25 protein-coding genes and 7 pseudogenes are annotated in these 25,802 nt (G+C 64.7%); 25 read left to right on the forward strand and 7 right to left on the reverse strand.

Features of this window, described 5'->3' with window-relative positions:
* Positions 1-152: 152 nt before the first annotated feature.
* The 4 genes and pseudogenes from mscL to ACQVLG_RS09115 all read left to right on the forward strand — a co-directional run bounded on the left by mscL (position 153) and on the right by ACQVLG_RS09115 (position 2,888).
* Positions 153-607: pseudogene (mscL, locus tag ACQVLG_RS09100) on the forward strand (large conductance mechanosensitive channel protein MscL).
* Between the two features lie 41 nt (positions 608-648).
* Positions 649-1,809 carry a Do family serine endopeptidase gene (locus ACQVLG_RS09105; protein ID WP_230540256.1) on the forward strand — a complete coding sequence of 387 codons (1,161 nt, stop codon included), beginning with the start codon at positions 649-651 and terminating at the stop codon, positions 1,807-1,809.
* A gap of 95 nt (positions 1,810-1,904) precedes the next feature.
* Positions 1,905-2,528 (forward strand): DUF2461 domain-containing protein, encoded by a 624-nt coding sequence (locus ACQVLG_RS09110; protein ID WP_474294106.1) that lies wholly within the window; start codon positions 1,905-1,907, stop codon positions 2,526-2,528.
* 15 nt (positions 2,529-2,543) lie between these two features.
* Positions 2,544-2,888 (forward strand): cupin domain-containing protein, encoded by a 345-nt coding sequence (locus ACQVLG_RS09115; RefSeq protein WP_227742087.1) that lies wholly within the window; start codon positions 2,544-2,546, stop codon positions 2,886-2,888.
* A gap of 18 nt (positions 2,889-2,906) precedes the next feature.
* Here ACQVLG_RS09115 and ACQVLG_RS09120 read toward each other — a convergent pair.
* The 5 genes and pseudogenes from ACQVLG_RS09120 to ACQVLG_RS09140 all read right to left on the reverse strand — a co-directional run bounded on the left by ACQVLG_RS09120 (position 2,907) and on the right by ACQVLG_RS09140 (position 5,874).
* Positions 2,907-3,948 (reverse strand): annotated as a pseudogene (locus ACQVLG_RS09120) (NAD(P)H-dependent glycerol-3-phosphate dehydrogenase).
* Between the two features lie 36 nt (positions 3,949-3,984).
* Positions 3,985-4,446 carry an SH3 domain-containing protein gene (locus tag ACQVLG_RS09125; RefSeq protein ID WP_474294109.1) on the reverse strand — a complete coding sequence of 154 codons (462 nt, stop codon included), beginning with the start codon at positions 4,444-4,446 and terminating at the stop codon, positions 3,985-3,987.
* 84 nt (positions 4,447-4,530) lie between these two features.
* Positions 4,531-5,007 carry a protein-export chaperone SecB gene (gene secB / locus ACQVLG_RS09130; protein WP_474294110.1) on the reverse strand — a complete coding sequence of 159 codons (477 nt, stop codon included), beginning with the start codon at positions 5,005-5,007 and terminating at the stop codon, positions 4,531-4,533.
* Positions 5,008-5,167: 160 nt separating this feature from the next.
* Positions 5,168-5,432 (reverse strand): annotated as a pseudogene (gene grxC, locus ACQVLG_RS09135) (glutaredoxin 3).
* A gap of 25 nt (positions 5,433-5,457) precedes the next feature.
* Entirely contained in the window at positions 5,458-5,874 is a 417-nt protein-coding gene (locus tag ACQVLG_RS09140) for a rhodanese-like domain-containing protein (RefSeq protein ID WP_046681994.1), read from the reverse strand.
* A gap of 106 nt (positions 5,875-5,980) precedes the next feature.
* Between ACQVLG_RS09140 and gpmA the strand changes: the two genes are divergently transcribed.
* The 20 genes and pseudogenes from gpmA to ACQVLG_RS09240 all read left to right on the forward strand — a co-directional run bounded on the left by gpmA (position 5,981) and on the right by ACQVLG_RS09240 (position 23,106).
* Positions 5,981-6,727: a 2,3-diphosphoglycerate-dependent phosphoglycerate mutase gene (gpmA, locus tag ACQVLG_RS09145; RefSeq protein WP_034753030.1), complete on the forward strand. Its 747-nt coding sequence runs from the start codon at positions 5,981-5,983 to the stop codon at positions 6,725-6,727.
* A gap of 177 nt (positions 6,728-6,904) precedes the next feature.
* Positions 6,905-7,954 (forward strand): murein hydrolase activator EnvC family protein, encoded by a 1,050-nt coding sequence (locus ACQVLG_RS09150; RefSeq protein WP_474294113.1) that lies wholly within the window; start codon positions 6,905-6,907, stop codon positions 7,952-7,954.
* Positions 7,887-8,267: a murein hydrolase activator EnvC family protein gene (locus tag ACQVLG_RS09155; RefSeq protein WP_474294115.1), complete on the forward strand. Its 381-nt coding sequence runs from the start codon at positions 7,887-7,889 to the stop codon at positions 8,265-8,267. The genes ACQVLG_RS09150 and ACQVLG_RS09155 overlap by 68 nt, the downstream gene beginning before the upstream one ends.
* A gap of 51 nt (positions 8,268-8,318) precedes the next feature.
* Positions 8,319-9,811, forward strand: a pseudogene (locus ACQVLG_RS09160) (S41 family peptidase).
* An 8-nt stretch (positions 9,812-9,819) separates the two neighbouring features.
* Positions 9,820-10,581 carry a HesA/MoeB/ThiF family protein gene (locus ACQVLG_RS09165; protein ID WP_474294117.1) on the forward strand — a complete coding sequence of 254 codons (762 nt, stop codon included), beginning with the start codon at positions 9,820-9,822 and terminating at the stop codon, positions 10,579-10,581.
* A gap of 93 nt (positions 10,582-10,674) precedes the next feature.
* Positions 10,675-11,127 carry a type II secretion system major pseudopilin GspG gene (gspG, locus tag ACQVLG_RS09170; RefSeq protein ID WP_035823835.1) on the forward strand — a complete coding sequence of 151 codons (453 nt, stop codon included), beginning with the start codon at positions 10,675-10,677 and terminating at the stop codon, positions 11,125-11,127.
* Between the two features lie 21 nt (positions 11,128-11,148).
* Positions 11,149-11,634: a GspH/FimT family pseudopilin gene (locus ACQVLG_RS09175; protein ID WP_474294119.1), complete on the forward strand. Its 486-nt coding sequence runs from the start codon at positions 11,149-11,151 to the stop codon at positions 11,632-11,634.
* On the forward strand, positions 11,631-12,026 hold the full coding sequence (gene gspI / locus ACQVLG_RS09180) for a type II secretion system minor pseudopilin GspI (protein ID WP_474294121.1): 396 nt from the start codon (positions 11,631-11,633) through the stop codon (positions 12,024-12,026). The genes ACQVLG_RS09175 and gspI overlap by 4 nt, the downstream gene beginning before the upstream one ends.
* Positions 12,026-12,661, forward strand: coding sequence for a PulJ/GspJ family protein (locus ACQVLG_RS09185; protein WP_230540265.1), 636 nt, complete (start codon positions 12,026-12,028; stop codon positions 12,659-12,661). The genes gspI and ACQVLG_RS09185 overlap by 1 nt, the downstream gene beginning before the upstream one ends.
* Positions 12,658-13,632 (forward strand): type II secretion system minor pseudopilin GspK, encoded by a 975-nt coding sequence (gene gspK / locus ACQVLG_RS09190; RefSeq protein WP_474294123.1) that lies wholly within the window; start codon positions 12,658-12,660, stop codon positions 13,630-13,632. Before ACQVLG_RS09185 ends, gspK begins: the two co-directional genes overlap by 4 nt.
* Before the next feature lie 19 nt (positions 13,633-13,651).
* On the forward strand, positions 13,652-14,017 hold the full coding sequence (locus ACQVLG_RS09195) for a hypothetical protein (RefSeq protein ID WP_474294125.1): 366 nt from the start codon (positions 13,652-13,654) through the stop codon (positions 14,015-14,017).
* On the forward strand, positions 13,900-14,880 hold the full coding sequence (gspL, locus tag ACQVLG_RS09200) for a type II secretion system protein GspL (protein WP_474294127.1): 981 nt from the start codon (positions 13,900-13,902) through the stop codon (positions 14,878-14,880). The genes ACQVLG_RS09195 and gspL overlap by 118 nt, the downstream gene beginning before the upstream one ends.
* Positions 14,877-15,410, forward strand: coding sequence for a type II secretion system protein GspM (gene gspM, locus ACQVLG_RS09205; protein ID WP_474294129.1), 534 nt, complete (start codon positions 14,877-14,879; stop codon positions 15,408-15,410). The genes gspL and gspM overlap by 4 nt, the downstream gene beginning before the upstream one ends.
* Positions 15,407-16,183, forward strand: coding sequence for a type II secretion system protein N (locus ACQVLG_RS09210; protein ID WP_474294131.1), 777 nt, complete (start codon positions 15,407-15,409; stop codon positions 16,181-16,183). The genes gspM and ACQVLG_RS09210 overlap by 4 nt, the downstream gene beginning before the upstream one ends.
* Before the next feature lie 11 nt (positions 16,184-16,194).
* Positions 16,195-17,946 carry a type II secretion system secretin GspD gene (gene gspD / locus ACQVLG_RS09215; RefSeq protein WP_474294133.1) on the forward strand — a complete coding sequence of 584 codons (1,752 nt, stop codon included), beginning with the start codon at positions 16,195-16,197 and terminating at the stop codon, positions 17,944-17,946.
* Positions 17,892-18,080, forward strand: a pseudogene (locus ACQVLG_RS09220) (hypothetical protein); the annotation flags it as partial. The gene gspD and the pseudogene ACQVLG_RS09220, both read left to right, overlap by 55 nt.
* A gap of 357 nt (positions 18,081-18,437) precedes the next feature.
* Positions 18,438-19,864 (forward strand): annotated as a pseudogene (gspE, locus tag ACQVLG_RS09225) (type II secretion system ATPase GspE).
* 10 nt (positions 19,865-19,874) lie between these two features.
* Positions 19,875-21,100, forward strand: a pseudogene (gene gspF / locus ACQVLG_RS09230) (type II secretion system inner membrane protein GspF).
* Positions 21,101-21,119: 19 nt separating this feature from the next.
* Positions 21,120-21,680 carry a type II secretion system protein N gene (locus tag ACQVLG_RS09235; RefSeq protein WP_230540273.1) on the forward strand — a complete coding sequence of 187 codons (561 nt, stop codon included), beginning with the start codon at positions 21,120-21,122 and terminating at the stop codon, positions 21,678-21,680.
* Positions 21,681-21,738: 58 nt separating this feature from the next.
* The gene (locus ACQVLG_RS09240) at positions 21,739-23,106 is read left to right on the forward strand and encodes a patatin-like phospholipase family protein (RefSeq protein ID WP_474294135.1); all 1,368 of its coding nucleotides are present in this window, start codon (positions 21,739-21,741) and stop codon (positions 23,104-23,106) included.
* An 862-nt stretch (positions 23,107-23,968) separates the two neighbouring features.
* Here the strand turns inward: ACQVLG_RS09240 and ACQVLG_RS09245 are convergent.
* Positions 23,969-24,754, reverse strand: coding sequence for a helix-turn-helix domain-containing protein (locus tag ACQVLG_RS09245; RefSeq protein ID WP_230540275.1), 786 nt, complete (start codon positions 24,752-24,754; stop codon positions 23,969-23,971).
* Between the two features lie 167 nt (positions 24,755-24,921).
* Here ACQVLG_RS09245 and ACQVLG_RS09250 point away from each other — a divergent pair, with 167 nt between their 5' ends.
* The gene (locus ACQVLG_RS09250) at positions 24,922-25,536 is read left to right on the forward strand and encodes an outer membrane protein (protein WP_474294137.1); all 615 of its coding nucleotides are present in this window, start codon (positions 24,922-24,924) and stop codon (positions 25,534-25,536) included.
* Between the two features lie 67 nt (positions 25,537-25,603).
* Here the strand turns inward: ACQVLG_RS09250 and ACQVLG_RS09255 are convergent, their stop codons facing one another.
* Positions 25,604-25,798 (reverse strand): hypothetical protein, encoded by a 195-nt coding sequence (locus ACQVLG_RS09255; protein ID WP_034753063.1) that lies wholly within the window; start codon positions 25,796-25,798, stop codon positions 25,604-25,606.
* Positions 25,799-25,802: the final 4 nt, after the last annotated feature.

Consider the following 25,802-nt stretch of genomic DNA (forward strand, 5'->3'; position numbering starts at 1 on the left):
ATTTATATACTTTTGCAGGAGGTGGCTAGTTCTTTCGAACTAGATGCGCCCGGCTGTGCACGAATTGGTCTCGCCAGCAACCACAAGTTGGTGGCACTGGGAATCAATAGTATGATCGGCATGTTTTTTATACATATCCGAAGGAGAAATTCATGGCAATGATGCAAGAATTTAAAGAATTTGCAATGAAGGGCAACGTCGTCGATCTGGCGGTCGGTGTCATTATCGGTGGCGCCTTCGGCAAGATTGTCGATTCCCTGGTGCAAGACGTGATCATGCCGCCCATCGGCCGCATTTTCGGCGGCCTCGATTTCGCCAATTACTACCTGCCCCTGAATGGCCAGGCCAGGCTACAACGATGACCCTGGTGGAAGCGAAAAAAGCGGGCGCCGTGCTGGCCTACGGTAACTTCCTCACCATTTTGCTCAACTTCATCATTCTTGCTTTTATCATCTTCCAGATGGTGCGCCTGATGAACAAGGCCCGCCGCAGCGAACCGGTCGCGCCAGCCCCGGCACCGGCCACGCCGGAAGACATCGTGCTGCTGCGCGAAATCCGCGACTCTCTGCAGCAGAACGCACGCAACAGCAACAATCTGGCAAAATAAGCCGTTCCGGCACCGGCCGGCTGACCTGGGCTGAGAACTGTATGCGACGATTCTGGTTATTGTTTGCGCAAACCGTGACGATCGCGTTGGCGCTGTACTTTGTGTACGGCGCGCTGCGCCCGGCCAGCCGGGTACAGCAGCTGGGCTCTCCCGCCAAGCCGGTGCCCGTGGTGGAAACGGCGTCGAGCAGCCTGGCGCCCGGCTCCTACCGCGACGCGGCGGCGCGCGCCATGCCCGCCGTCGTCAACATCCTCACCCTGCAAGTGCCCAAGCGCGGCGCCCATCCGCTGGCGCGCGACCCCTTCTTTAAACGTTTCTTCGGCGACCGCGACCCGGACGGCGAGGATGACGATGACTTGAAAAACAGCCTCGGCTCGGGCGTCATCGTCAGCCATGAAGGCTATGTGCTGACCAACAACCACGTGGTCGAAGGCGCCGACGAAATCGAAGTGGTGCTGACCGATGGCCGCAAGGCGCCCGCCAAGGTGGTGGGCCTGGATCCGGAAACGGACCTGGCCGTGATCAAGATCAACCTCGACAAGCTGCCCGTCATCGTGCTGGGCCAGTCGGAACTGGCGCGCGTGGGCGACGTGGTGCTGGCCATCGGCAACCCGTTCGGCGTGGGCCAGACGGTGACCATGGGCATCATCTCCGCCCTGGGCCGCAACAACCTGCACATCAACAGCTTTGAAAACTTCATCCAGACGGATGCGGCCATCAACTTCGGCAACTCGGGCGGCGCCCTGGTCGATACGCGCGGCAATTTGATCGGCATCAATACGGCGATTTATTCGCAAAGCGGCGGCTCCGTCGGCATCGGCTTCGCCATTCCCGTCTCGACGGCGAAAACCGTGATGGAAGCCATCATCAAGGATGGCCACGTGGTGCGCGGCTGGATCGGCGTGGAAACGCAGGACATCACGCCCGAGCTGGCGCAAAGCTTCAACTTGCAGCGCACCAGCGGCGCCATCATCGCCGGCGTGGTGCGCAACGGCCCGGCCGACAAGGCGGGCATCGTGCCCGGCGACATCCTGCTGACGGTCGAAGGCAAGCCCGTCGGCGACACGACGGAAATGCTGAACCTGATCGCCCAACTGCCGCCTGGCGGAAAAGCTAAAATGACGGTGCTGCGCAAGAATCGCGAAGCGGCACTCGACGTGGTGGTGGGCAAGCGCCCCATCCCGAAAGAGCTTTCCAAATAGTTGCTGATCGGAATTTGACACATGCATGTGCGTGCGTGATTTGGACCCAATTTTTACGTGAACTGAGCGACAACAACAACCGTCCCTGGTTTGTCATGAACAAGCCTCGCTACGACATCCTGCGCGAGGAATTCCTCGCCTTGGTGACGTCACTCATTGCTGAACTCGGCAAGTTCGATCCGGCCGTGAAGTACTGCAATCCGAAGAAGGCCTTGTTCCGCATCAACCGCGACGTGCGTTTCGCGCACGACAAGAGCCCGTATAAGACGCGTTTTTCGGCCGCCATCGCGCCGAACGACATGCGCCGTCCCAGCAAGGCGGGCGGTCCCACGTATTACCTGCAGATCGATGGCCAGGGCAATCTGCTGTTCGGCGCCGGCGAATACATGCCGCCACCGGGCCGCCTGAAGGCGCTGCGCGAGCACATGGTCAACGATGCGCCAGGTTTTTCCAAAGTGCTGAAAAATAAGCGTTTGAAGGCCCGTTTCGGCACGATCCAGAACGAGGGCAAGTTGCAGCGCCCCCCCAAGGGCTTCGAGGCGGATGCCGAACATATCGAATTCATCAAGCTGAAGAGCTTTTTTGTCTGGACCGAAATACCGCTGCCCGTGAACGCACCGGAAAAACTGCTGCCGACCCTGGCGGAAGGCTTGAAGGATGCGTGGCCGCTGGTCGAATGGATGCGCGGCGCGAAAGAGCCGGAGGAAGTCACCGAGTAATTGCCGAAGGAGCACATGATGGCACTGGAGCACGCAAGTTCAGGACAGGTGATCGAGGTGCTGCGCAGGGATGGCGACGACTTGTCGCAGTTTTCCGCCATCGCGCTGGCCAGGACGGATGAACTGGAATTGATCCGCATGTGCATGCCCAAGGGCAAGACCATGCCTGAGCATCATGTGCTCGGTGAAATCACCCTGCTGTGCCTGCAAGGGCAGGTGGCGGTGACGGCGCATGGCGGAGAGCACCTGCTGGGGCCGGGGCAGATGCTGTACCTGCTCGGCGGCCAGGCGCACGCGCTGGAAGCGCGCGAAGACAGCCTGTTGTTGCTCACCATACTCATGCACAAGGCGGGACGCTAGGCGCCACCCGGTTGATTCTCAGGCTGCCTCGGCGCGCGGATCGCGCGACAGCAACTGCTGCACCATCACGTGCGGCACATCGCCGTCGAACAGCACGCCGGCCACGGCATTCGTGATCGGCATGTCGACGCCCATGCGGCGCGCCAGTTCGCGCACGGCCTTGGCGCACGGCACGCCTTCGGCCACGTGGCCCAGTTCGGCCACGATGGTGTCCAGCGCCTTGCCTTGCGCCAGACCCAGGCCGACGCGGCGGTTGCGCGACAGGTCGCCCGTGCAGGTCAGAATCAAGTCGCCCATGCCCGTCAAGCCCATGAACGTTTCCGTCTGGCCACCCAGAGCCGTGCCCAGGCGCGTGATTTCCGCCAAACCACGCGTGATCAGCGCGGCGCGCGCATTCAAGCCCAGGCCCAGGCCATCGGCCACGCCGGTGGCAATCGCCAGCACATTCTTGACGGCGCCGCCCACTTCCACGCCCACCAGGTCGTCGCTCGCATACACGCGGATGGTGCCGCCATGCAAGGCCGAGACGACGGCGGCGCGCAATGGCGCGCTGTGCGAGGCGATGGTCAGCGCGCACGGCAAGCCGCGCGCCACTTCCTGCGCGAACGAGGGGCCGGACAGGGCGCCGCCGGGGATCTTGTCGCCCAGCACTTCCTGCACGATCTGGTGCGGCAGCAAGCCCGTGCCGCCTTCAAAGCCTTTACAGAGCCACACCAGGTTGCCGATGGCCTTGTCTTTCAGCTGCTGCAGCATGGGGCGCAGGCCCGCCACGGGGCAGGCGGCGATCAGGATGCCCTGTTCCCCGCTGGCGTGCGCGACGGCGGCGTCGAAATCGGCGCCGATGCGCAATTGCGGCGGCAAAGGGAAGCCGGGCAGATAACTGTTTTCGCCGCTGGCGGCCATGGCGGCCATGGCGTCGCCGTTGCGGCCCCACAGCAGCACGTCGTGGCGGCCGGCCAGGGCCATGGGCCACGGCCGTGCCCCAGGCGCCGGCGCCCAGGATGGTGATCTTGCGGGCGGCAGGAATGATATCGGGAGTGACTTCAGGAGAAACTTGCATGCAACCTCAATGGGGCAGGGGGAACGGGCGCGGTGCTTACAAGCCCCACACTTCGCTGGTCTTGACGTAGCCGCTCTGGCCATCCTTGTGGCGCACCTTGACCCAGCCGGAGCCGGGCTGTTCGCTCATTTCCAGCAGCACGCCCTTGTCGACGAGGATGATGGGCGAGGCGTTGTCGTCGGGGCTGGCGCGCACCTTGAGGTTCGCGGCGCGCGCCACGACGTTGCGCTTGGCCGACAGGCCCTTGGCTTCCGTCCAGGCCATTTCGCCGCTGGCGTCGCGTACCTTGACCCATTCGCCATAGCTGAGCACGACTTCCAGCGGCATGCCGCGTGGCGCCACGTACAGCTTGCCGCCCTTGCTGGATGGCGCGTCGTACAGGATCACGGGGTTTGCTCCCACTGTTTTGAAATCGACGGCGTGGCTGGCGGCGGTGGCCAGCAGCAGCACGGCGCCGGCGATCCAGCGGAACTTGCTCAAGAGCGCACTTTTCAACATGATATTTTTTGAACCTTAACGAAACACGGCGGCCAGGCCGCCGTGTCAGGCCAGCCATGACGGCCGGCGGGGTCTTGCAAGAGCTTAGTGCGTTTCGCTGGCTGCTGGAGCTGCTGCAGCGGCGTCAGCAATAGCTTGCAGACGTTGTTGGTAGAACACTTCGAAGTTGATCTCGGCCAGGTGCACTGGCGGGAAGCCGGCACGGGTGATCACGTCGGCGATGTTGGCGCGCAGGTAAGGGTAGATGATGTTCGGGCAGCCGATTCCCAGCAGCGGATCGAGTTGATCGGCAGGAATGTTGCGTGCTTCGAAAATACCGGCTTGCTTGCCTTCAACCAGGAAAGCGACTTTTTCGCCGACTTTGGCCGTCACGGTGATGGTCACGGTGGCTTCGAAGATGATGCCGTCGGCCAGAGGCGCAGCGCCCACGTCCAGTGCCACTTCGATGGCTGGTGCTTCTTGTTCCAGGAAAATAGCTGGGGAATTTGGTTGTTCCAGCGACATGTCTTTCAGGTAGACGCGTTGGATTTGGAAGACTGGTTGCAGATTTTCGTCAGACATGGAACGCTTTCGTTGTAAAGGACAAGAACGGCACACCGTTCAAATATGGTGCTTGCGGTATTCAAACCGCGCCGGATAGGCGCGGCCAGATCAGGTGCGAGGGCAATTGTATCAAAACAATACGACAAAAAACCAAGCAATTTCTCGAACCCGCTTTATATCAGGCTGCCGTGCCATTTAACAAGGGGTCCAGCTTGCCGGCTTGATCGAGCGCATACAAATCGTCGAATCCGCCCACGTGGGTATCGCCCACATAGATCTGCGGCACCGTGCGGCGGCCCGTGCGTTCCATCATCTTGATGCGCTCTTCCGGGTCGAGGTCGACGCGGATCTTTTGCACGGCCACGCTTGGCTTCCAACAGGCGCTCGGCGCGCACGCAATACGGGCACACGGCGGTGCTATACACAATTACTGGTACGGTCATGTCGATTCCTTCAGTTAAAGCCGGCTTATTTCGCCAGCGACAGGGTTTTCAATGGCAAACCCTGCTTTTTCCATTCGTCGAGGCCGCCTTCCAGGCTTGTTGCCTCAGCGAAACCGGCTTTGCCCAGCAGGCCAACGGCGGTTGCCGAACGCGAACCTTTCTGGCAAACCACTACAATGGGGCGCGTTTTGAATTTTTCCAGCTCGCCCAGGCGTTTTGCCAGTTCCGGCAGCGGAATATTTTTTGCGTCAGGCAAGTGGCCCGTGGCGAATTCTTCCGCACTGCGCACGTCGACGATGATGGTCTTGCCACGGTTGATCAGTTGCGTGACTTCCAGCACGGTCGCGCGCTTGCCGCGCATCGACAGCAGTGGCCAGAGGAGGGCGCCGCCGGAAATAATGACGATGGCAAACAGAAAAATGTGGTCGATAATGAATTTCACGTAGGGTCCAATGGTTTAAGTCAATCCGCGCATTATAAAATAGAAGCTGGACGAGGTCTTTTTACGTTTTGCTTTTTTGATTTGAACCCCTTGAGAAGATAGAACTATGTACAAAATCGTTTTCATGCGTCACGGCGAGTCCACCTGGAATCTCGATAACCGCTTCACCGGCTGGACCGACGTCGATCTGACGGAAAAGGGCGTCAACGAAGCCAAGGCCGCTGGCCAGATCCTCAAGCAGGAAGGTTTTACGTTCGACGTGGCCTACACTTCCGTCCTGAAGCGCGCCATCCGCACCCTGTGGCTGGCGCTCGACGAGATGGACATGATGTATTTGCCGATTAAGAACGACTGGCGCTTGAACGAGCGCCACTACGGCGCCCTGCAAGGCCTGGACAAGGGCGAGACGGCCGCCAAGTATGGCGACGAGCAAGTATTGGTATGGCGCCGCAGCTACGACACGCCGCCGCCGCCGCTGGCGGAAGACGACGACCGCGCCTCGTTCAACGATCCGCGCTACGCCGGCTTGCCGAAAGCGTCGATTCCGCTGACCGAATGCCTGAAAGACACCGTGGCGCGCGTGATGCCGGCCTGGGATGAAGAAATCGCCCCGGCCATCCGCGCCGGCAAGAAAATCATCATTTCGGCCCACGGCAACAGCCTGCGCGCGCTGATCAAGATGCTCGATGGCATCAGCGACAGCGACATCGTCGGCCTGAACATCCCGAACGGCCAGCCGCTTGTGTATGAACTGGACGCCGACCTGAAACCGATTCGTCATTACTACCTGGGCGACCCGGCAGCGATTGCGGCAGCGCAAGCGGCCGTGGCGAACCAAGGGAAGGCCAAGTAACTTGTCGTCTTTCTTCCGCGGCACAGCCATCGCCCCCTCTGCTGAACGACCCCTGCCGGCGTGGCGCGCCGGTGCCATGCTGTGCCTGGCGCTGCTGCTTTCCAGCGGTGCCGCGCAGGGCGCCAACCCACCGAACGCAGCAAGCAGAAGGCGGCCGCGGAAGCACAACGTGCTGGATTGCAACAAAAGCTGACGGCGCTCAAGCGCGACATCAGCCGCACGGAAAGCGCCAAGGATGACGCGGCCGATACCCTGGCCGAGTCGGAAGAGGCCATTTCCAACGCCAACCGCGCCTTGCGCGACCTGGCGCAGGAGCAAAGCGAGACGGGCGTGAAGCTCAATGCGCTGGGGCAGGAACACCAGCAGCTGACGGCCACGGTCGAGAAACAAAAGACGCAGCTGTCGAAGTTGCTACGTGAACAATATGTCGCCGGCAACGAAGACCGCATCAAGCTGCTCTTGTCGGGCGACAATCCGAACCGCATCAACCGCGACCTGCAATTGATGGCCTATGTGTCGCAGGCGCAGGCGCGCCTGCTGGAAGCCTTGCGCGCCAACTTGCTGGCCGTGGAGAAAAACCAGGCGGACGTGCAGAACGCCAAGGATGAGCTGGAAGAAATCGCGCAGGAAGAGCGCGACCAGAAGGCCCTGCTGGTGCAGGAGAAGGCGCGCCGCGCCGCTTTGCTGACGAGCTTGTCGCAGCGCCTGGTGGCGCAGCGCAAGGAAGTGGGCAATGTCGAGCGCGACGAACAGCGCATGGGCAACCTGGTCGACAAGCTGGCGAAACTGATCGAAGAGCAGGCCGCCGCCGCCGCGGCCGAAAAGAAACGCCAGCAATTGCTGGCCGAACAGCGCGCCGCCGCGAAAGCGGCCGCCGACGCCAGGATCGCCGCGGAAAAACGCGAACGCCTGCTGGCCGCGCGCGCCAAGGCCGCCCAGGCGCAGGCCGAGCGCGAACGCCTTGCAAAAGAGCAACAAAACAAATCGGGCAAGATCAAGCCGCAGACGCCGCCAGCGCCGCCTGTGAAACTGGAACCGATCGATGACGACGAGCCGCCGCAAGTGGCCAAGGTGGCGACTAAGCCCGAACCGAAGCCGGAACCGGAGCCGGAACGCCCAAGCCTGGGCCCCTGCCGCGCCGGCCGGCGCCTTTGCCAGCATGAAAGGGCAGCTGCGCGCGCCTGTGGCGGGCAAGATCGCGGCCCGCTTCGGCAGCAAGCGCGGTGACGGCCCCAGCTGGAAGGGCGTGTTCATCCGCACAGGAGAGGGCAGCGAGATCCACGCCATCGCCGGCGGCCGTGTCGTGTTTTCCGACTGGCTGCGCGGTTTCGGCAATTTGATCATCGTCGACCATGGCGGCCAGTACATGAGTATTTATGGCAATAACCAGTCCTTGCTGAAACGCGTGGGCGATGCCGTCAAGGGCGGCGACGCCATTGCCAGCGCAGGCAACAGCGGCGGCAACGAGGAATCGGGGCTATACTTTGAATTGCGTCATCAGGGCCGCGCCTTCGACCCCGCCACCTGGGTGAAGTTTTAATTCAGTTCCCACCATTGCTGCGGCAGCGAATTTGTAGATTGCGAAGAATACATGGGTATCAAAGTCAAAAGTATCGGCCTGATCGGCTGGGCGTCCTGGCCGGCATCGGCATGTCGCTGCAGTTCCCGGCCGTGGCGCAGAAAATCACGAATGCCCCGCTGCCGCTCGACGAGCTGCGCCAGTTGTCCGACGTCTTTGGCCTGATCAAGTCCGATTATGTCGAGAAGGTGGAAGACAAGAAACTCTTGACGGAAGCCATATCCGGCATGGTCTCGTCGCTGGACCCGCACTCCGTGTATCTGGATAAAAATGCCTTCAAGGAAATGCGCGAAAGCGTGCAGGGCAAGTTTGTCGGCATCGGCATCGAAGTGAGCATGGAAGACGGCTACGTGAAGGTCGTCTCGCCCATCGAGGACAGCCCCGCCGCCAAGGCCGGCATCCTGGCGGGCGACTTCATCACCCGCCTCGACAATCTGCCGCTGAAGGGCATGCAGCTGGAAGAAGTCATCAAGAAGATGCGCGGCCAGCCGGGCACCAAGCTGGTGCTGACGATGTCGCGCAAGGGCGAAAGCCGCCCGCTGGTGTTCCCCATCGTGCGCGAGGAAATCCGCGTGCAAAGCGTGAAGGCCAAGATGGTCGCGCCCGGCTATGCCTGGCTGCGCATCGCCCAGTTCCAGGAACCGACCGTCGATGACATGGTCAAAAAGATCAACGCGCTGTATGCGCAAGACCCTAAGCTCAAGGGCCTGGTGCTGGACTTGCGCAACGATCCCGGTGGTGTCGTGCCGGGCGCCATCGGCGTGGCGACAGCATTTCTTCCGGGTAACTCCGTGATCGTTTCCACCAAGGGCCAGTTGCCGGAGTCGCAACAGGTGTTTTATGGCCGCCGCGAATTCTATGCGCCGCCGGGCGCCAAGGCCGACCCGCTGGCCAAGCTGCCGGCCGCGCTGAAAACCGTGCCGCTGGTGGTGCTGGTCAATGCCGGCTCCGCGTCCGCCTCGGAAATCGTCGCCGGCGCCTTGCAGGATTACCAGCGCGCCACCGTCATCGGCACGCAAACGTTCGGCAAGGGTTCCGTGCAAACCTTGCGCCAGATCACGACCGATACGGCCGTCAAGCTGACGACGGCCCGCTACTACACGCCGAAAGGCCGGGCCATCCAGGCGCGCGGCATCGTGCCCGACCTGCTGGTCGATGAAACAGCCGAAGGCGACGGCTGGAACAGCCTGCGCATCCGCGAGGCGGACCTGGAAAAACACCTGAGCAGCAACGACGGCAAGCCGGAAGCGGCCAAGCCGACCATGGAAACCATGCAGTATCAATTGGAAGAAGAGCAGCGCCTGATCGCCACGGCGAAAAAGCGCAAGCCGCTCGAATACGGCGCCAAGGATGATTTCCAGCTGCAACAAGCCTTGAACCACTTCCAGGGCTTGCCGGTGCAGCTGGCGAAGGCCGACGCCAAGGACGAGAAGATCGGCGCCAAGCCGGAAATCGCTTCCGACATCAAGGCCGATGACAAGAAGATTCCGGTGCAAAAACCGTAGTCGCCGCCATGAACGACCATCAACTGCTGCGCTATTCGCGCCACATCCTGCTGGACCAGATCGGCATCGAAGGCCAGCAAGCCTTGCTGGACGCGCACGTGCTGGTGATCGGCGCGGGCGGGCTCGGTTCGCCGGCCGCCATGTACCTGGCCGCCAGCGGCGTCGGCAAGCTGACCCTGGTCGACGACGACACGGTCGACCTGACCAATCTGCAGCGCCAGATCGCCCACACCACGCAGCGCGTGGGCCAGCCGAAAGTGCTGTCGGCACGCGAAACCTTGACCGGCATCAATCCCGAGATTGAAATAATTGCTTTGCAGGAGCGTCTGGACGGCGCGCGCCTGGCCGAACTGGTCTTGTCAGCCACGGTGGTGCTCGACTGCACCGACAACTTCGCCACGCGCCATGCCGTCAACCGCGCCTGCGTGGCGGCCAGGGTGCCGCTGGTGTCGGGCGCCGTGATCCGTTTCGACGGGCAAGTGAGCGTATTCGACCCGCGCGCGGGCACGCAGCCGTGCTATTCCTGCCTGTTTCCGCAGGAGCAGCAGTTCACGGATGAGGCGTGCTCGACCATGGGCGTGTTCGCGCCGCTGGTCGGCGTGGTGGGCGCCATGCAGGCGGCCGAGGCGCTGAAACTCATCATGGGCGTGGGCGAATCGCTGGCCGGACGCCTGCTGCTGCTCGATGGCTTGCACATGGAATGGAGCAGCATGCGCGTGGCGCGCGACCCCGGCTGCGCCGTTTGCGGCGAAGTGGTCTTGCCGGCCTGACAGACGCCGCACAAATTTTTCCCCATATGACAAGCTTTGTCATATTTCCGCTTTATACTCTGCTCTCATTACTCACCTTCTTCTCTCTTTCATATGCAAAACGCAGCAAACCATCCGATACGCCAGCGCCGCGCGCGCGGCTTCACTTTGATCGAAATCATGGTCGTGGTGGTGATCATGGGCATCCTCGCTTCGCTGGTGGTGCCCAAGCTGATCGCCCGCACGGGCGAGTCGAAAGTGGCGGCGGCGAAAGTCGACATCGCCACCGTGATGCAAGCCTTGAAACTGTACCGCCTGGATAACCAGCGCTACCCGACCACCGAGCAGGGCTTGCAGGCGCTGATCGAGAAACCGACCACGGGACCGGCCGCGAATGGCTGGAAAGCGGGTGGCTACCTGGAAAAGATGCCGAAAGATCCGTGGGGCAATCCCTACCAGTTCCTGTCGCCGGGCGTGAAGGGCGAAGTCGACATCATTTCGCTGGGCGCCGATGGCCAGCCTGGCGGTAGCGGCGACGATGCCGATATCGGCTCGTGGGAACTGTAAGTTTTTCTTTCCATGAACACCATGAGCAGGCGACGCATGGCATGCCGGCAGCGCAGCGGCGGCTTCACGCTGATCGAATTGCTGGTGGTGATGGTCATCATCGGCGTCACCCTGGGCCTGGTGTCGCTGAACGCCATGCCGAATGGCCAGCAAGCCTTGCAAAAGGAAGCCGAGCGCATCGCCCTGCTGCTGCAGCTGGCGCGCGATGAAGCCATCGTGCGCAGCCGGCAGGTGGCGTTCGAGGCTGACGAAAATCAATACCGTTTCCTGGTCCTCAATGAAAAGCTGTGGCAACCCGTGACGCAGGACGATTTGCTGCGCGAGCGCAGCTTCAGCAACACGCCCATGCTGCTCAGCGTGCAGCCGTCGAACAGCGTGGCCCAGCCGCTGCGCATCATCTTCGGCCGCGAACCGGTCGACAAGCCTTTCGTGCTGACCCTGGCCAGCGGCGAACGCAGCGTGGCCATCCGCGCCGACGGCATCGGCCATTTTACGGTCGAGCAATGATGCGGCTCCCACGTCATGGCCGCCAGCGCGGCTCGCAGTCCGGCTTCACCTTGCTGGAAGTCCTGGTCGCCCTCGTCATCGTCGGCACGGCCCTGGGCGCCTCGCTGCGCGCCGTGGGCAGCCTGACGCAGAACAGCGACGGCTTGCGCAGCGCCATGATGGCCACCTGGTCGGCGGAAAACCACCTGGTGCGATTGCGCCTGGCAAAAACCTTCCCGCAGACGGGCAAGCGCACGGTCGACTGCCCGCAGGGTGACTTAAAACTCATCTGTGAGGAAGAAGTGGTGGCCACGCCGAATCCCCGCATCCGCCAAGTGCGCGTCAACGTATATGACGTGCAATACCCGGCCCGGCGCATCGTGCGTCTGGTCTTGCTTTCTTTTAACGACTGATGGCGCGCCGCAAGCTTTCCACCGCTGGTTTCACGCTGATCGAGCTGCTCGTGGCGATCGGCATCCTGGCCATGGTCGCCGTGCTGGGCTGGCGTGGCCTGGACAGCATCGTGCGTTCGCGCGAAGTGCTGACCAGCCAGCTGAACCAGGCGCGCGGCATGCAGTTGGCGTTTGCCCAGATGCAGAGCGATTGCGACCACCTGGCCGGCGCCGGCCAGAACAACAACCTGCTGAATGGCCGCATCAACCTGTCGGCGGAAAATGACCGCCTGACCCTGGTGCGCCTGGCCGCATCGGAGCAGGAGCCGCAACAGTTGCAAGTGGTCACTTACCGCCTGCGCGGCGGCGTGCTGACGCGGCGCGAGTCGAACGGCACGCGCGACCTGGCCGTGCTCGACACCCTGTGGCAGGCGGCGCGCGACGATACCGATACTTCCAGCGCCGACGTGGCCCTGATGCGCGGCGTCGACAGCATGGTCATGCGCGGGCAAAAGCGTCAAAATTCTCCGAATCCCGAGTGGATCACCATGCTTGCCGGCACAAAAACAGATGATTTTGTCGGCCTGGAAGTGACCCTGCAGATGCCGGGCCAGGATGCGGGCCTGTCCAAAGTCTTTTTACTGGGGCCGGGATGAAGCCGTTCATTCACCCAGCGCGCCAGCGCGGCGTGGCCGTCATCACGGCATTGCTGCTGACGGCGCTGGCCATTACCGTCGTCGCCAGCCTGTTCTGGCAGCAGCAGGTGCAAGTGCGCTCGATGGAAAACCAGCGCCTGCGCCTGCAGACGCAGTGGGCCATGCGCGGCATGGTCGATTTTGCCCGCTTCTGGTTGCGCCAGGACAATCCCACGCTGACGGCGCTCGACGGCGTGTGGGCCACGCCCATCGAGGAAGCGCGGCTCGACGATTATGTGGACCGCGAAAAGGTCGATACGGAAAAATTCGACGCCACCGTCTCGGGCCGCGCCCTCGATGCGCAGGCGCGTTTCAATATTACCAACCTGGTGGACGCCACGGGCCCCATCAATCCGAAGCAGGTGCTGGCTTACCAGCGTCTGCTGTCGAACCTGCAGCTCGACAGCGGCTTGGCGCAGGCGACGGCCGATGCCGTGCTGCGCGCGAAGCCGAAACCGCGCGCCGTGGATGGCGGCAGCGACGGCAAGACGCCCGCCGCCACGCCCGCATCGGGCGGCAGCAGCGAGCCGGTGGCGTTTACGCAGGTCGAGGATTTGCTGGCCGTGCCCGGCTACACGCCGCAAATGATCGAGAAACTGCGCGATTTCATCATCGTCTTGCCGGAGTTGACGCCGGTCAACGTGAATACGGCCCCGGCCGAGGTGCTGGCGGCCGTGACGATGATGTCGCTGTCCGAGGCCAGCGCCTTGACGTTGAGCAATCCGCGTAAAAAGTTTGTCGATAAGTTAAATTTCCAGAATAATATTAATGCTGCACTGATTGAAGGCGTGGAACTCGATGTGAAGAGCCGTTACTTCCTCACGGTCATCCGCGTGCGGCTGGATCGCGCCGCCCTCGATGCCGTGGCGCTCGTCAATCGAAAAATGGATCCGCAGCGCACCACCAGCCTGGTCTGGTTGCGGGAAAATTAACCCCTGAAAGCGAGTCACTTTGACAACTTTGTACATCCGCCACCCGGCCAAGGCATCCACCGACGGCGCCCCTGCCTGCTCCTTCGTGCTGGCCGGCGACGGCGGCGCCTTGCTGCAGCAGGGCAGCGCGGCGCTGGGCAGCCTGGGCCAGCTGATCGCCGGCGCGAAGCAGGTGGTGCTGCTGCTGGCGGCGGCCGACGTGACTTTGCTGCGCCTGAAATGCCGCCGCTGGCCGGTGCCCGCCTGCGCGCGGCCCTGCCGGGCCTGGTGGAAGAACATATTCTTGGCGACGCCCAGGATTGCCTGCTGGCCGCCGGAGCGCCCGACGCTGCCGGCATGCGCACGGTGGCCGTGGCGCAGCGCGCCTGGGCCGAGGTGCTCGTGAAAGCCTTGCTGGCGCAGGGCGCGCGCAAGGTGGCGCTGCTGCCGTCGCAGCTGTGCCTGCCCCTGCAGCCGGGCAGCGTGACGGCTTCCCTGCAAGCGGCCGGCGATGGCCTGGAACTGGCCTTGCGCCAGGCGCCGCAGGAAGGGCTGGGCCTGGTCTTGCCTTTGCTGCCGCAGCAGGCGCTGCTGACGACGCGCGCATTTGCCGGCGACGTGCCCCTGACAATCTACGTGGCGCAGGCCGAGCTTGCGCAATATCAAGAGTTGGCCGCCGGCATGGACGGCGTGACGCTGGAGCCTGATCACTGGGCGCACTGGATCGTCGGCGCCCGTGGCGCGGGGCTGGACCTGGCTCCCGCGCTGGGCACGGCGACGGGATTGGCCACCGAATGGCGCCGCTGGCGCTGGCCCATCCGTCTGGCGCTGCTGGCCGTGGTCGTCAACCTGGCGGGCATGAATATCGAATGGATGCGCCTGAAGCGCGAGGCGGCCACCGTGCGCACCTCGATGCAGCAAACCTTCAAGGCCGCGTATCCGAACGAAGCGCCCGTGTATGGCCTGGAAGCGGAGCAGATGCGGCGCAATATCGCCGCCGCCCGCCTGCAGGGCGGGCAAGCGAGCATGGATGATTTTACGAGCATGAGCGCGGCGCTGGGCGAGGCGCTGGGCGGTCTGGCCGGGCGCGGCGTGGTGGCGTCGCTGGAATACCGCGAGCGCAGCCTGATCGTCCGGCTGAAACCGGACATGGTCGACGCCAGCGCCCAGGCGCAGGTGCGCGACGGCCTGGCCGCGCGCAAGCTGGCCTTGAATGAAACGGCGCCGGGCGTGTGGAAGATCACGCCGGCCACGGGAGCAAAAGCATGAGTGCAGCAGTGAACAAGGCGCGCGCCGCGCTGGTGGGCCAGCAACAGGCCGTGCAGGCTTTCTGGGCCGAGCGCACGCCGCAGGAGCACAAGCTCTTGACCCTCGGCGGCGTGGTGGCGGGCCTGGCCCTTGTCTACGCCGTGTTCTTCGAGCCGGCCTGGACGGGCCGTATCGCCTTGCAAAAGAGCTTGCCCGAGCTGCGTCAGAACGCGGCCCAGCTGCAGGCGCTGGCGCGTGAAGCGGGCGAGCTGGCGCGCCAGGCACCCGTGCAGGTTGCTCCCATGGGCCGCGACAGCCTCGACGCGTCGCTGAAAGCGCGCGGCCTGGCGCCGCAATCGCTGTCGCTGATGGGGGAATATGCGCGTGTGCAGCTGAATGGCGTGCCGTTTGCCAGCGTCATGCTGTGGCTGGACGGCTTGCGCCGCGAAGGCCGCATCGCCGTGCAGGAAGCGAAGATCACGGCGCAGGGCAAGGCGGGGCTGGTCGATGCCAGCCTGACCCTGCACCAGAGCCCGGGCGCGGCGCGATGAGGCGCTTGCTCGGCTGGCTGCTGGCCATCATCGTCAGCGTCTGCGTCACCCTGCTGGTGTTTTTCCCGGCCGGCTGGGTGGCCAGTCTCGTGGAAAAGCAGACGGGCGGGCGTTTGACCTTGGGCGACGCGCAAGGTACCCTGTGGCGCGGATCGGCCTTTATCGGCGGGGCGGCCAGCGCGAACGGCGCCGTGACGCCGCTGCTGCCGGGGCGTTTCAGCTGGCGCATTTCGCCGTCGGTGCTGTGGGGCGCGGCGGACGTGGAGCTGCAGAACCCGCAGGCGCTGTCGCAGCCGGTCAACCTGCGCGGCTCGTGGTCGCACTGGCAAGTGAGCCCGGCGGCCCTGCTGCTGCCGGCCGATGGCCTGGGAGGCCTCGGTGCACCGTTAAATACCGTGGCGCCGACGGGCAGCATGCGCCTGTCGTGGAGTACGCTGGAACTGGCTTTGGAGCAGCGGCAGTTTTCCGCCGTCGGCCGCACCACCTTGCAGATGACGGACATGGCGTCGCGCCTGTCGTCCCTGCGTCCGCTGGGCAGCTACGAGCTCGATTTCGATTGGCAGGGGCAGCAGGCGACGTTGACCTTGCGCTCCATCAAAGGACCGCTGCTGCTCGACGGCAGCGGCAGCCTGAATCAGGGGCGCATGCAGTTTTCCGGCCAGGCCCAGGCCGCAGCAGGATATGAAGAGACCTTGGCGAGTTTGTTGAATTTGCTGGGACAGCGCCGTAGCAATAGCGAAAAAAACATCATCGCCTTAGAGTTCAGACAATGAAAAAACCATCCGTGAGCCCAATTACCTCCTCCTTCTCGCTGCGCCGCCTGTCGGCTGCCGCCTTGCTGTGCTGTTCCGTGGCCGGCATGCCGGCGCCCGTCTGGGCCGCGCCCGGCGATGAAGCGGCGCTCAATTTCGTCGGCGCCGACATCGAATCGGTGATCAAGGCGGTGGGGCATTACACCAACATCAATTTCGTCATCGACCCGCGCGTCAAGGGCACGATCACGCTGGTGTCGGAAAAATCGATCAGCAAGACGCAAGCCTTCGGGCTGCTGGCCTCCGCGCTGCGCCTGCAGGGCTACGCGGTGGTCTCCGGCGACGGCTATGCCAAGGTGGTGCCGGAAGCGGACGCCAAGCTGCAATCAGTGCCGACCCAGGTGGGCAACGGCGCCAGCCAGGTGAAGGGCGACCAGATCGCCACCCAGGTGTTTTATTTGAACTACGAATCGTCGGCCAACCTGCTGGCCGTGCTGCGCCCGCTGATTTCGCCAAACAACACGATCAACGCCAACCCGGGCAACAACTCGCTGGTGATCACCGACTACGCGGATAACCTCAAGCGCCTGGCGAAGATCATCGCCGCGCTCGACGTGCCCGCCTCGACGGACCTGGACGTGATCCCCGTGCGCTATGCGATCGCTTCCGACCTGGCCTCGATGGTGAACAAACTGATGGAGGGCGGGAATGCGGGCGGCGCCGCAGGGGCCGACGCGGGCAAGGTGTCCGTGCTGGCCGACCCGCGCACCAATTCGCTGGTGCTGCGCGCGCCGTCAGCGGCGCGCGCCAATCTGGCCAAGTCGCTGATCTCGAAACTGGACCAGCCCACCACGCAGCTGGGCAACGTGCACGTGGTGTACCTCAAGAATGCGGACGCCACCAAACTGGCGCAAACCCTGCGTTCGGTGGTGACGTCGGACGGCACGGCCGCCACGGCGCAGCAGGGCGTCGGCAACCAGAATACGAACAACCAGATCAGCCAGAACAACAGCGGCATGAGCAGCACTGGCCTGGGCGGCAATACGCAGAGCGGCACCACGGGCGGCGCTTCGCTGAGCAACGGGCCGCAGCAGCTGTCCTCGGGCGGCGCGGCCGGCTTCATCCAGGCCGACGCGTCGACGAATACCCTGATTTTGACCTGCAACGAAGCCGTCTACCGCAACCTGCGCGCCGTGATCGACCAGCTCGACGTGCGCCGCGCCCAGGTCTACATCGAGGCGCTGATCGTCGAAGTGACGTCGGCCAAGGCCTCCGAGTTCGGCGTGCAGTGGCTGGGGCTTTCCGGCGACAGCAGCAGCAGCTACCGCGTGGGCGCGCTGCAGTCGTTCGCCGGCGGCACCGACAACAATATCGCCAAGCTGGCGCTGGGCGGCGGCAAGGTGCTGCCGACGGGCGGCCTGACCCTGGGTATCTTCAAGCAGATCAACGGCGCGCTGGGCCTGGGCGCCGTGGCGCATGCGCTGGAATCGGACGGCAACGCCAACATCCTGTCGACGCCGAACCTGATCACCCTGGACAACGAGCTGGCGACCATCAAGGTGGGCCAGAACGTGCCTATCCTGACGGGCCAGTACACCAGCACGGCCGGCACCAACACGAACCCGTTCCAGACCATCGACCGCAAGGAAGTGGGCCTGACCCTGAAGGTGCGTCCGCAGATTCCGAGGGCGGCACCATCAAGCTGGGCATCTATCACGAGACATCGAGCGTGGACAAATCCACGTCGACGGCCGTCAGCGGCATCACCATCAACAACCGCGTGATCGAAAACAATGTGCTGGCCGACGATGGCCAGATCATCGTGTTGGGTGGTTTGATCGAGGATAGCACGGGCGACAACGCGGAGAAGGTGCGCGGCCTGGGCGACATCCCCCTGATCGGCAACCTGTTCAAGTACCAGACGCGCGAGCGCAAGAAAACGAATCTGATGATCTTCCTGCGCCCTGTGATCGTGCGCAACAAGGAGCAGAGCGGCAGCCTGGCGGCCGACCGCTACGACTACATGCGCTCGGCCGAGACGGCTGCCGTGCCGGCGTCGGGCAACCTGATGCTGAAAGACCTGGGCACGCCCGTGCTGCCGGCCCTGCAGGATGGCCAGCCCGTGGGCGGCAGCATGGTGACGCGCCCCGTGCCGCCGGCGCCGGTGCCGCCGCCAGGCGCGCGCGGCCAACGGCCAACGCGGCCACGCCGCCGCAGTCGCTGCTGCAGCAGTATCAGCAACAGCCGCAGCAGCCGCAGAAGTGATGGGACAGTCATGAGTAATCTGCTTCCCTACGCCTACGCGCGCGATTTCGGCTTGCTGGCCCGGCCCGGCGCCGTCGACGGCGCCCCCGTCGAGGTGCTGGTGGCCGCATCGACGGCGCCGGCGGCGATTGCCGAAGTGTCGCGCCGTTTCGGCCAGATTCAATTGACGGTGCTGCCGCGCGGCGACCTCGATGCGGCCATTGCCGGCGCCTACGCGGGCGGCGGCGGCGACGCGTCGCAGATGGCCGATGAATTCGATGCCGACCTGGATCTGACCAAGCTGCTGCAGGACGTGCCGGCCATCGAGGACTTGCTCGAATCGTCCGATGACGCGCCCGTCATCCGCATGATCAACGCCTTGCTCACGCAGGCGCTGCGCGAAGGCGCGTCCGATATCCACATCGAGCCGTTCGAGCAGACCTCCGTCGTGCGTTTCCGCATCGCATCGACGGCAGCCTGCGCGACGTGGTGCGCCCCCGTAAAGCCATCCACGGCTCGCTGATTTCACGCATCAAGATCATGGCGCAGCTCGACATCGCGGAAAAACGCTTGCCGCAGGACGGCCGCATCACCCTGCGCGTGGGCGGAAAACCCGTCGACGTGCGCGTCTCGACCCTGCCCACCGGGCATGGCGAACGGGCCGTGCTGCGTTTGCTGGACAAGGAAGCGGGCCGCCTGGACCTGCAGCACCTGGGCATGAGCGCGCCCATGCTGGGGCAGTTCGATGGCCTGATCACGCAGCCGCACGGCATCGTGCTCGTCACGGGCCCCACCGGCTCGGGCAAGACGACGACTTTATACGCGGCGCTGTCGATGCTCAACGCGACGACGACGAACATCCTGACGGTGGAAGACCCGATCGAGTACGACCTGGCCGGCGTCGGCCAGACGCAGGTCAATCCGCGCATCGACATGACATTTGCCAAGGCGCTGCGGGCGATTTTGCGGCAAGATCCTGATGTGATCATGATCGGCGAGATCCGCGACCTGGAAACGGCGCAGATCGCCGTGCAGGCTTCGCTGACGGGCCATCTGGTGCTGGCGACCCTGCACACGAACGATGCGTCGGCCGCCGTCACGCGTTTGCTCGACATGGGCATCGAGCCGTTCCTGCTGTCGTCGTCCCTGCTCGGCGTGCTGGCGCAGCGTCTGGTGCGCAAATTGTGCGGCGCGTGCAAGACCTTCGATGGCGAGTACTGGCAGGCGGTCGGCTGCGAGCATTGCGGCCAGACGGGCTACCAGGGGCGCGTCGGCGTGTACGAGTTGCTGCGCACGACGGAGCAGATCCGCGCGCAGATCCACAACCGGGCGTCGGAGGCGGAAGTGCGCGCCGCGGCCCTGCAGGACGGCATGACGAGCATGCGCGACGACGGCGAACGCTGGCTGCGCGACGGCACCACCACGCAAGCCGAGTTGCTGCGCGTGACCAAAGACTAGGCCCGCCACCATGCCCGCATTCCGCTATGAAGCCGTCGACGCCCAGGGGGCTACCCGCAAGGGCGTGCTCAATGCCGACAGTCCCCGTTCCGCGCGCGCCGAATTGCGCGTGCAAGGCCTGGTGCCGCTGGCCGTCGAGCCGATTGCCGCGCAGGTCGACGCCGCCGGCGTCACCAGGCGGCGCGGCTTCGGCGAGCGCCTGTCGAGCACCGAGCTGGCCCTGTTTACGCGCCAGCTGGCCAGTTTGCTCGAAGCGGGCCTGCCGCTGGAGCAGGCATTTTCCGCGCTGCTGGAACAGGCCGAGCGGCCCTACCTGCGCGACCTGATCGCCTCGATCCGTTCGGAAGTGATCGGCGGCGCCGCATTTTCCGACGTGCTGGCGCGCCATCCGCGCGATTTCGCGGAAATCTACCGGGCGCTGGTGGCGTCGGGCGAACAGATCGGCCATCTGTCGCGCGTGCTGTCGCGCCTGGCCGACTATATCGAGCGGCGCAACGCGCTGGTGCAGAAGGTCAAGCTGGCCTTTACGTATCCGGCCATCGTCACGGTGGTGGCGTTTTCCATCGTCATTTTCCTGCTCACCTACGTGGTGCCGCAGATCGTCTCCGTGTTCGCCAATACCAAGCAAAAGCTGCCCATGCTCACCGTGATCATGCTGGCGCTGTCGGACTTCGTGCGCAACTACGGCATCGTCGTGGCCATCGCCATCGCCGGCGCCTGGTTCGCCTGGCGCCGCGCCTTGCAGCAGCCGGCGCTGAAGCGGCGCTGGCATACTTGGCTGTTGACGGCGCCCCTGTACGGCAAGTTCGAGCGCAGCCTGAATACGGCGCGCTTTGCCAGCACCCTGGCCATTACCACGGGATCCGGCGTGCCGATTCTGCGCGCGCTCGACACCAGCCGCGACACCTTGACCAACGTGGCGATGCAGGAACTGGTACAGGAAGCCAGCGGCGCCGTGCGCGAGGGCGTGAGCCTGGCCTGGCGCGCGCGCTGTCGGCGCAAAAGCACTTTCCGCCGATGCTGATCCACATGATACGCGCCGGCGAAATCACGGGCGAGCTGCCGGCCATGCTGGAACGCGCCGCCAGCGCGCAGGAGCAGGACCTGGAGCGCCGCACGCTGACCATCGCCGGCCTGCTGGAGCCGGCCCTGATCCTGGCCATGGGCGTGGTGGTGCTGCTGATCGTGCTGGCCGTGCTGATGCCGATTATCGAGATTAATCAGCTGGTGCGTTAAGAGAAATATCAAGGAAACCATGAAGCGTTTGCCCCACTTTGTAAGTCTGCTCGCCGTCGTGGCGCTGTCCGTCTCGCTGGCCTACTGGGCCATGCAGCTGTTCAAGGCGCCGCAACGCCCCATCAATCCTCCCCCCGTGCCGGTGGTGCAGGATGCCAGCGTGGAGGCGGGCGCCTCGCTGTTCGGCGGCCAGGTCAGCGTGGCCACGGCCAGCAACTACCAGCTCAAGGGCGTGGTCGCCGCCGGCAATGGCCGCGGCAGCGTGGCCATTATCTCGACCGATGGCAAGCCCTCCGTGGCGCTGCCCGAAGGCGCCGAGGTGGTGCCCGGCGTGACGGTGCTGGAAGTGCATGCGCGCCACGTGCTGCTGCGCGATGGCGGCGTGAGCAAGCGCATCGACCTGGTGGCCGACGACAAGGCGCTGGCTTTGCCGGGGCAGGTGTCCGCCACCCCAATGCCGGCCGCGGCCCCCGCGCCGGCAACGAACCTGGTGCCGCCGCCGCTGCCGATGGAGCAGCAGCGTCCGGCGGCCATGATGCCGGCGCCGCAGGTGAGCAGCGTGCCGCCGCCGTCGAATTAAGGCCGTTCTTATCGTATTTTGCCGGTGGCGCCGTGCCGCCATCGCTACAGGAGTCTTCATGTTCTCGATCCGTGCCGTCCTGGCGGGCTGCGTGGCGGCGCTGTGCGCCTTGCCGCCGGCTGCCGCAGCCGACGTTCCCGCCGTCACCGCCGCCACCACCTCCACCTCCGCTGCCGTCCCCGCGCCCGCGCGCCCGCGCATCGCGCTGGTGCTGTCGGGCGGCGGCGCGCGCGGCCTGGCGCACATCGGCGTGCTGAAAGTGCTCAAGGAGCTGCATGTGCCGATCGACATGGTGGTCGGCACCAGCATGGGCGGCGTGGTGGGCGGCGCGTATGCGGCCGGCGCTTCCGTGGCGGACCTGGAAAAGATGGCGCGCGAGACGAATTGGGCGCGCGTGGTGGCCGACCGGCCGCCGCGCGACGAACTGGCGTTCCGCCGCCGCGAGGAAGATTTATTGCTGCCGTCGCGCATCGAATTTGGCACCAGCCGCAACGGCATTTCTACGCCGCCGGCCGCGGCCAGCAACGCGGCGCTGGAAATGGCGCTGAACCGCCTGTTGCCGGCCGGCATGCGCGACCGCCCCGCCAGCCAGCTGCCGCTGCCCTTCCGCTCAGTGGCGTCCGACCTGGTCAATGGCGAGCTGGTGGAACTGGTCGACACGCCCTTGTTCCTGTCGATGCGTGCCTCGCTGGCCGTGCCGGGCGTGTTCGCCCCCGTGCGCGTCAACAACCGCCTGGTGGTCGACGGGGGCCTGGTGCGCAACCTGCCCGTCGACATGGCGCGCGCCATGGGCGCCGACATCATCATCGCCGTCAACGTGGGCACGCCGCTGGCGCCGGAAAAAGAGCTGGGCAGCGCCATCGGCGTGGCGCAGCAGATGCTGCAGATTCTCACGGAGCAGAACGTGCAGCGCTCGCTCAAGGAGCTGCGGCCGCAGGACATCCTGGTGGCGCCGGATTTGACGGGCGTCAGTTTCCTCGACTTCGAAAACTATGCGCGCGCCATGCGCGCCGGTGAACAGGCGGCGCAGGCGCTGGCCGCCCGCCTGGCGCCGCTGGCCCTGCCGCCGGAACAGTATGCGGCGCGCGAGGAGCTGCGCCTGGCGGCGCCGGCGCTGCTGGACGTGGCCTTGCCTTGCCGCTTACGCGCCTGGCCGTGGAGAGCGAAGGCGATATCAATCCGCGCATCCTGCAGGCGCAATCGGGCCTGGTGGAAGGGCAGGCCGTCAGCCAGGAAGATGTGCTCAAGGCGGCGGCCAGGCTGTATGGCCGCGGCGACGTGGCGCGCGTGGAGACGGAAGTGGTCGATGCCGGCGACCAGCGCGCCGTCACCATCAAGGCGGTCGAGGCGCCGTGGGCCAGCAGCCGCCTGCGCGTGGGCCTGGAAATGGCCAGCGATTTCAGGGACAGCAATACCTTTGCCCTGAAGCTGCTGCACGTGCGCTCGAATCTGAACAGCTGGGGCGGCGAATTGCGCAGCATGGTGCAGATCGGCACGGCGCGCAACTTCGGGGTGCAGTACTGGCAGCCGCTGGGCGCCGGCAACCCATGGTATATCGCGCCATCGCTGCAGTACACTTCCCAGGCGGTCGATCTGTTCGACAAGGGACGGCGCAATGCGCGCGTCGCCTACAGCGGCCAGGGCGCAAGCCTGGTGCTGGGGCGCCAGTTCGGTTTTTGGGGCGATCTGCAGTTCGGCATCACGCGCAGCGAAGTCAAGGCGGACGTCAGCATCCCCGCCGACCCGAGCTACCCCAAGGAGCGGGCGCTGGGCACCAACCAGTTCGTCCAGTTCCGCGTTGATACGCTCGATTCGCCCGGCTTCCCCACGCGCGGCGTGCTGTTCGACGCTACCTGGACGCGCTCCGCGACCACCGGGACGGGCGAGTCGGGTCTGGGGCGTTCCGCCATCACGGGCTTGAAGGCGTTCGGCAGCGGCAACTGGGCCGGCCACGTGTATGGCGAATGGGCGCGCGCGCAACGGGGCGAGGCACCGCTTAGCCTGGGGGGCTTCTTGCGCCTGTCCGGCACGCAGTTCGAGTCGGTGACGGGGCGCAGCGTGGCCCTGGCGCGCTTCGTGATGGCGCGCCGCATCGGCTCCCTGCCCAGCACCCTGGGTGGCGCCGTGCGGGCCGGCTTTTCGCTGGAAATGGGCGGCGGCTTCGATCAGAGCGAGCGCTGGAAAGCCACCAAGTTCACGCAGGCCAGCAGCGCCTTCATTTCCGTCGATACGCGCTTCGGCCCCGTGTACGTGGCCTCGGGCGCATCGAAGGGCGGCGAGAGTACGCTTTACCTGTTCCTGGGCCCCGTCTGGTAAGGAGCGCCCGGCGCGGCGGGGGCCGTGCTGCGGCGCAGGGCCGTGAAGGCGGCAAATTCCCATGAGCGAAAGCCCAGCAGCAGGGTAAAGCCGTCGCGCTCGACTGGAGCCAGGCGCCGGTCGTTCTGATGCAGGCGCGCCAGTTCCTCGGCCAGCTGGCGGATCTTCTGCACCAGCTCCTGCGCGCTCGACAGCGACAGGCGCGCGGGGATGCACATCAGGGTTTCACCGGCGCCGTCAAAATGCCCGCTGAAATAATCGGCCACCACGTGTTCGCGGAAGTACAGCTGCACGGGACCGTCGGCCAGCCAGTGGAAGGCGTTCGAGACGCGCAGGCTGTAGCGGTTCAGCGGCTTGAGTTCGATCAAGCCCAGGCGGTCCAGTTCGGCCAGGCAGCCGATGCATTCGGCCTGCGTCAGCGCATACGTTTCCACCACCTGCTCCAGGCTCCAGTGGCCCAGGCAGCAGATCGCCACCAGCAGCAGGCGTGGATGCGCCACCAGCGACTTTTCCTGCACCAGGGTGAGCGTGTCGGCATGCGGCGTGATGTCGGCCGCGCCGCGCAGCACGTCTTCCATGGCGATGCCGGAAGCCTTGCAGATCAGGGCCAGGCGCGACAGCGACATGTCGTGCTGGCCAAACATGCGCTTGACGCTCGACTCGCTCATGGCGATGCGTTCGGCCAGCACCTTATAGGTGATGCCGGCGGCGCGCAGTTGGGTGCGCAGCACGCGCAAAACCAGTTCAGGTGAACTCACGGGATATCCTTTTTTACAAGTTTGGTAGCGGATGACGGTACCGAATGTAGCCCTTAACGGCACTTTGCACAAGGTGATAGTACTTCCCGGCAAAAGAGATGACACTCCCGCTTGTGGCTCGCACGGCGCGCTACAACCAGGCATTCATCCACTTGTAGAGGTTATCCATGTTCTCCAAATTTCATTTTCCAGCAGCGCTGCTGGCGCTGGCCGCCATCGCTCCTCTGCATGCCGCGGCGGCCGAACCGGCGCCGGGCCCCTTCTATGCGGGCGCCAGCTATGGCTTTCGCGCCAGCAGCGGCCTCGATTGCGTGCCAGGACAAGGCGCTTGCGACAAAAGCAGCAAGCGTAACGGCAAGGCCTACCTGGGTTACAGTTTCGACGCGCTGCCGTTTCAGGGCGGCGTGGCCCTGCCTTCGGTTGAGCTGGTGGGGTATCTGGGCGGGGAAGTCAAATCCGGCTTCGACACGGGCGCCGGCAAGGTTGCCGGCCGCGGCAAGTTCAGCGGCCTCGGCATGCAAGGCGTGCTCGCCTACCAGTTCGACGCCTTCAGCCTGAGCGGACGCGCCGGTGCGGCCTACACACAGGGCAAGGTCGACTATCTGGGTGGCGGTTCGGACAAAAAGGACAAGATCGGCTTGATCTATGGCGTCGGCGCGGCGTATGCGCTGAACCGGAACTGGTCGCTGCACCTGGACTGGGACCGCGTGCCGGTCAAGTACAGCAGCAAGCAAACGACCAAGGTCGACATGTTTTCGCTGGGCGCGTCCTACCGTTTCTAAGGGGATGATGCTGCGGCACAGAGTGGCCTGATGGCGGACGCCCCGGAACGGGGTGTCCGCGGGCGGCCTATTTGTCCGTTTCTACTTTCAACAGCAGTTTCGCCAGCAGGCGTTTTTCCTGCTGGCGCTGGCCGGACACGGTCTTTACGTGCGCCCCGGCGGCGCGCTGCAGGGCGGCCGTGGCGACCGGGTTGCGCGGTTTTTGCGAGGGTTCGACGCGGAACTGCATTTTCTGCCGCGTCGCCAAGGCCTTGTTTGCCATCGGT

The sequence above is a fragment of the Janthinobacterium sp. TPC_1 genome, from assembly GCF_056037845.1.

What these genes read in the sequence shown, in the direction of transcription:
- secB (WP_474294110.1), bottom strand. Translation starts at nt 5,007, where the DNA reads ATGTCTGACGAAAATCTGCAACCAGTCTTCCAAATCCAACGCGTCTAC.
- gspG (WP_035823835.1), top strand. Translation starts at nt 10,675, where the DNA reads ATGCAAAACGCAGCAAACCATCCGATACGCCAGCGCCGCGCGCGCGGC.
- ACQVLG_RS09255 (WP_034753063.1), bottom strand. Translation starts at nt 25,798, where the DNA reads ATGGCAAACAAGGCCTTGGCGACGCGGCAGAAAATGCAGTTCCGCGTC.
- ACQVLG_RS09165 (WP_474294117.1), top strand. Translation starts at nt 9,820, where the DNA reads ATGAACGACCATCAACTGCTGCGCTATTCGCGCCACATCCTGCTGGAC.
- gspM (WP_474294129.1), top strand. Translation starts at nt 14,877, where the DNA reads ATGAGTGCAGCAGTGAACAAGGCGCGCGCCGCGCTGGTGGGCCAGCAA.
- gspK (WP_474294123.1), top strand. Translation starts at nt 12,658, where the DNA reads ATGAAGCCGTTCATTCACCCAGCGCGCCAGCGCGGCGTGGCCGTCATC.
- gpmA (WP_034753030.1), top strand. Translation starts at nt 5,981, where the DNA reads ATGTACAAAATCGTTTTCATGCGTCACGGCGAGTCCACCTGGAATCTC.
- ACQVLG_RS09110 (WP_474294106.1), top strand. Translation starts at nt 1,905, where the DNA reads ATGAACAAGCCTCGCTACGACATCCTGCGCGAGGAATTCCTCGCCTTG.
- gspI (WP_474294121.1), top strand. Translation starts at nt 11,631, where the DNA reads ATGATGCGGCTCCCACGTCATGGCCGCCAGCGCGGCTCGCAGTCCGGC.
- ACQVLG_RS09125 (WP_474294109.1), bottom strand. Translation starts at nt 4,446, where the DNA reads ATGTTGAAAAGTGCGCTCTTGAGCAAGTTCCGCTGGATCGCCGGCGCC.
- ACQVLG_RS09185 (WP_230540265.1), top strand. Translation starts at nt 12,026, where the DNA reads ATGGCGCGCCGCAAGCTTTCCACCGCTGGTTTCACGCTGATCGAGCTG.
- ACQVLG_RS09155 (WP_474294115.1), top strand. Translation starts at nt 7,887, where the DNA reads ATGAAAGGGCAGCTGCGCGCGCCTGTGGCGGGCAAGATCGCGGCCCGC.
- ACQVLG_RS09210 (WP_474294131.1), top strand. Translation starts at nt 15,407, where the DNA reads ATGAGGCGCTTGCTCGGCTGGCTGCTGGCCATCATCGTCAGCGTCTGC.
- ACQVLG_RS09115 (WP_227742087.1), top strand. Translation starts at nt 2,544, where the DNA reads ATGATGGCACTGGAGCACGCAAGTTCAGGACAGGTGATCGAGGTGCTG.
- ACQVLG_RS09240 (WP_474294135.1), top strand. Translation starts at nt 21,739, where the DNA reads ATGTTCTCGATCCGTGCCGTCCTGGCGGGCTGCGTGGCGGCGCTGTGC.
- ACQVLG_RS09235 (WP_230540273.1), top strand. Translation starts at nt 21,120, where the DNA reads ATGAAGCGTTTGCCCCACTTTGTAAGTCTGCTCGCCGTCGTGGCGCTG.
- ACQVLG_RS09250 (WP_474294137.1), top strand. Translation starts at nt 24,922, where the DNA reads ATGTTCTCCAAATTTCATTTTCCAGCAGCGCTGCTGGCGCTGGCCGCC.
- ACQVLG_RS09105 (WP_230540256.1), top strand. Translation starts at nt 649, where the DNA reads ATGCGACGATTCTGGTTATTGTTTGCGCAAACCGTGACGATCGCGTTG.
- ACQVLG_RS09175 (WP_474294119.1), top strand. Translation starts at nt 11,149, where the DNA reads ATGAGCAGGCGACGCATGGCATGCCGGCAGCGCAGCGGCGGCTTCACG.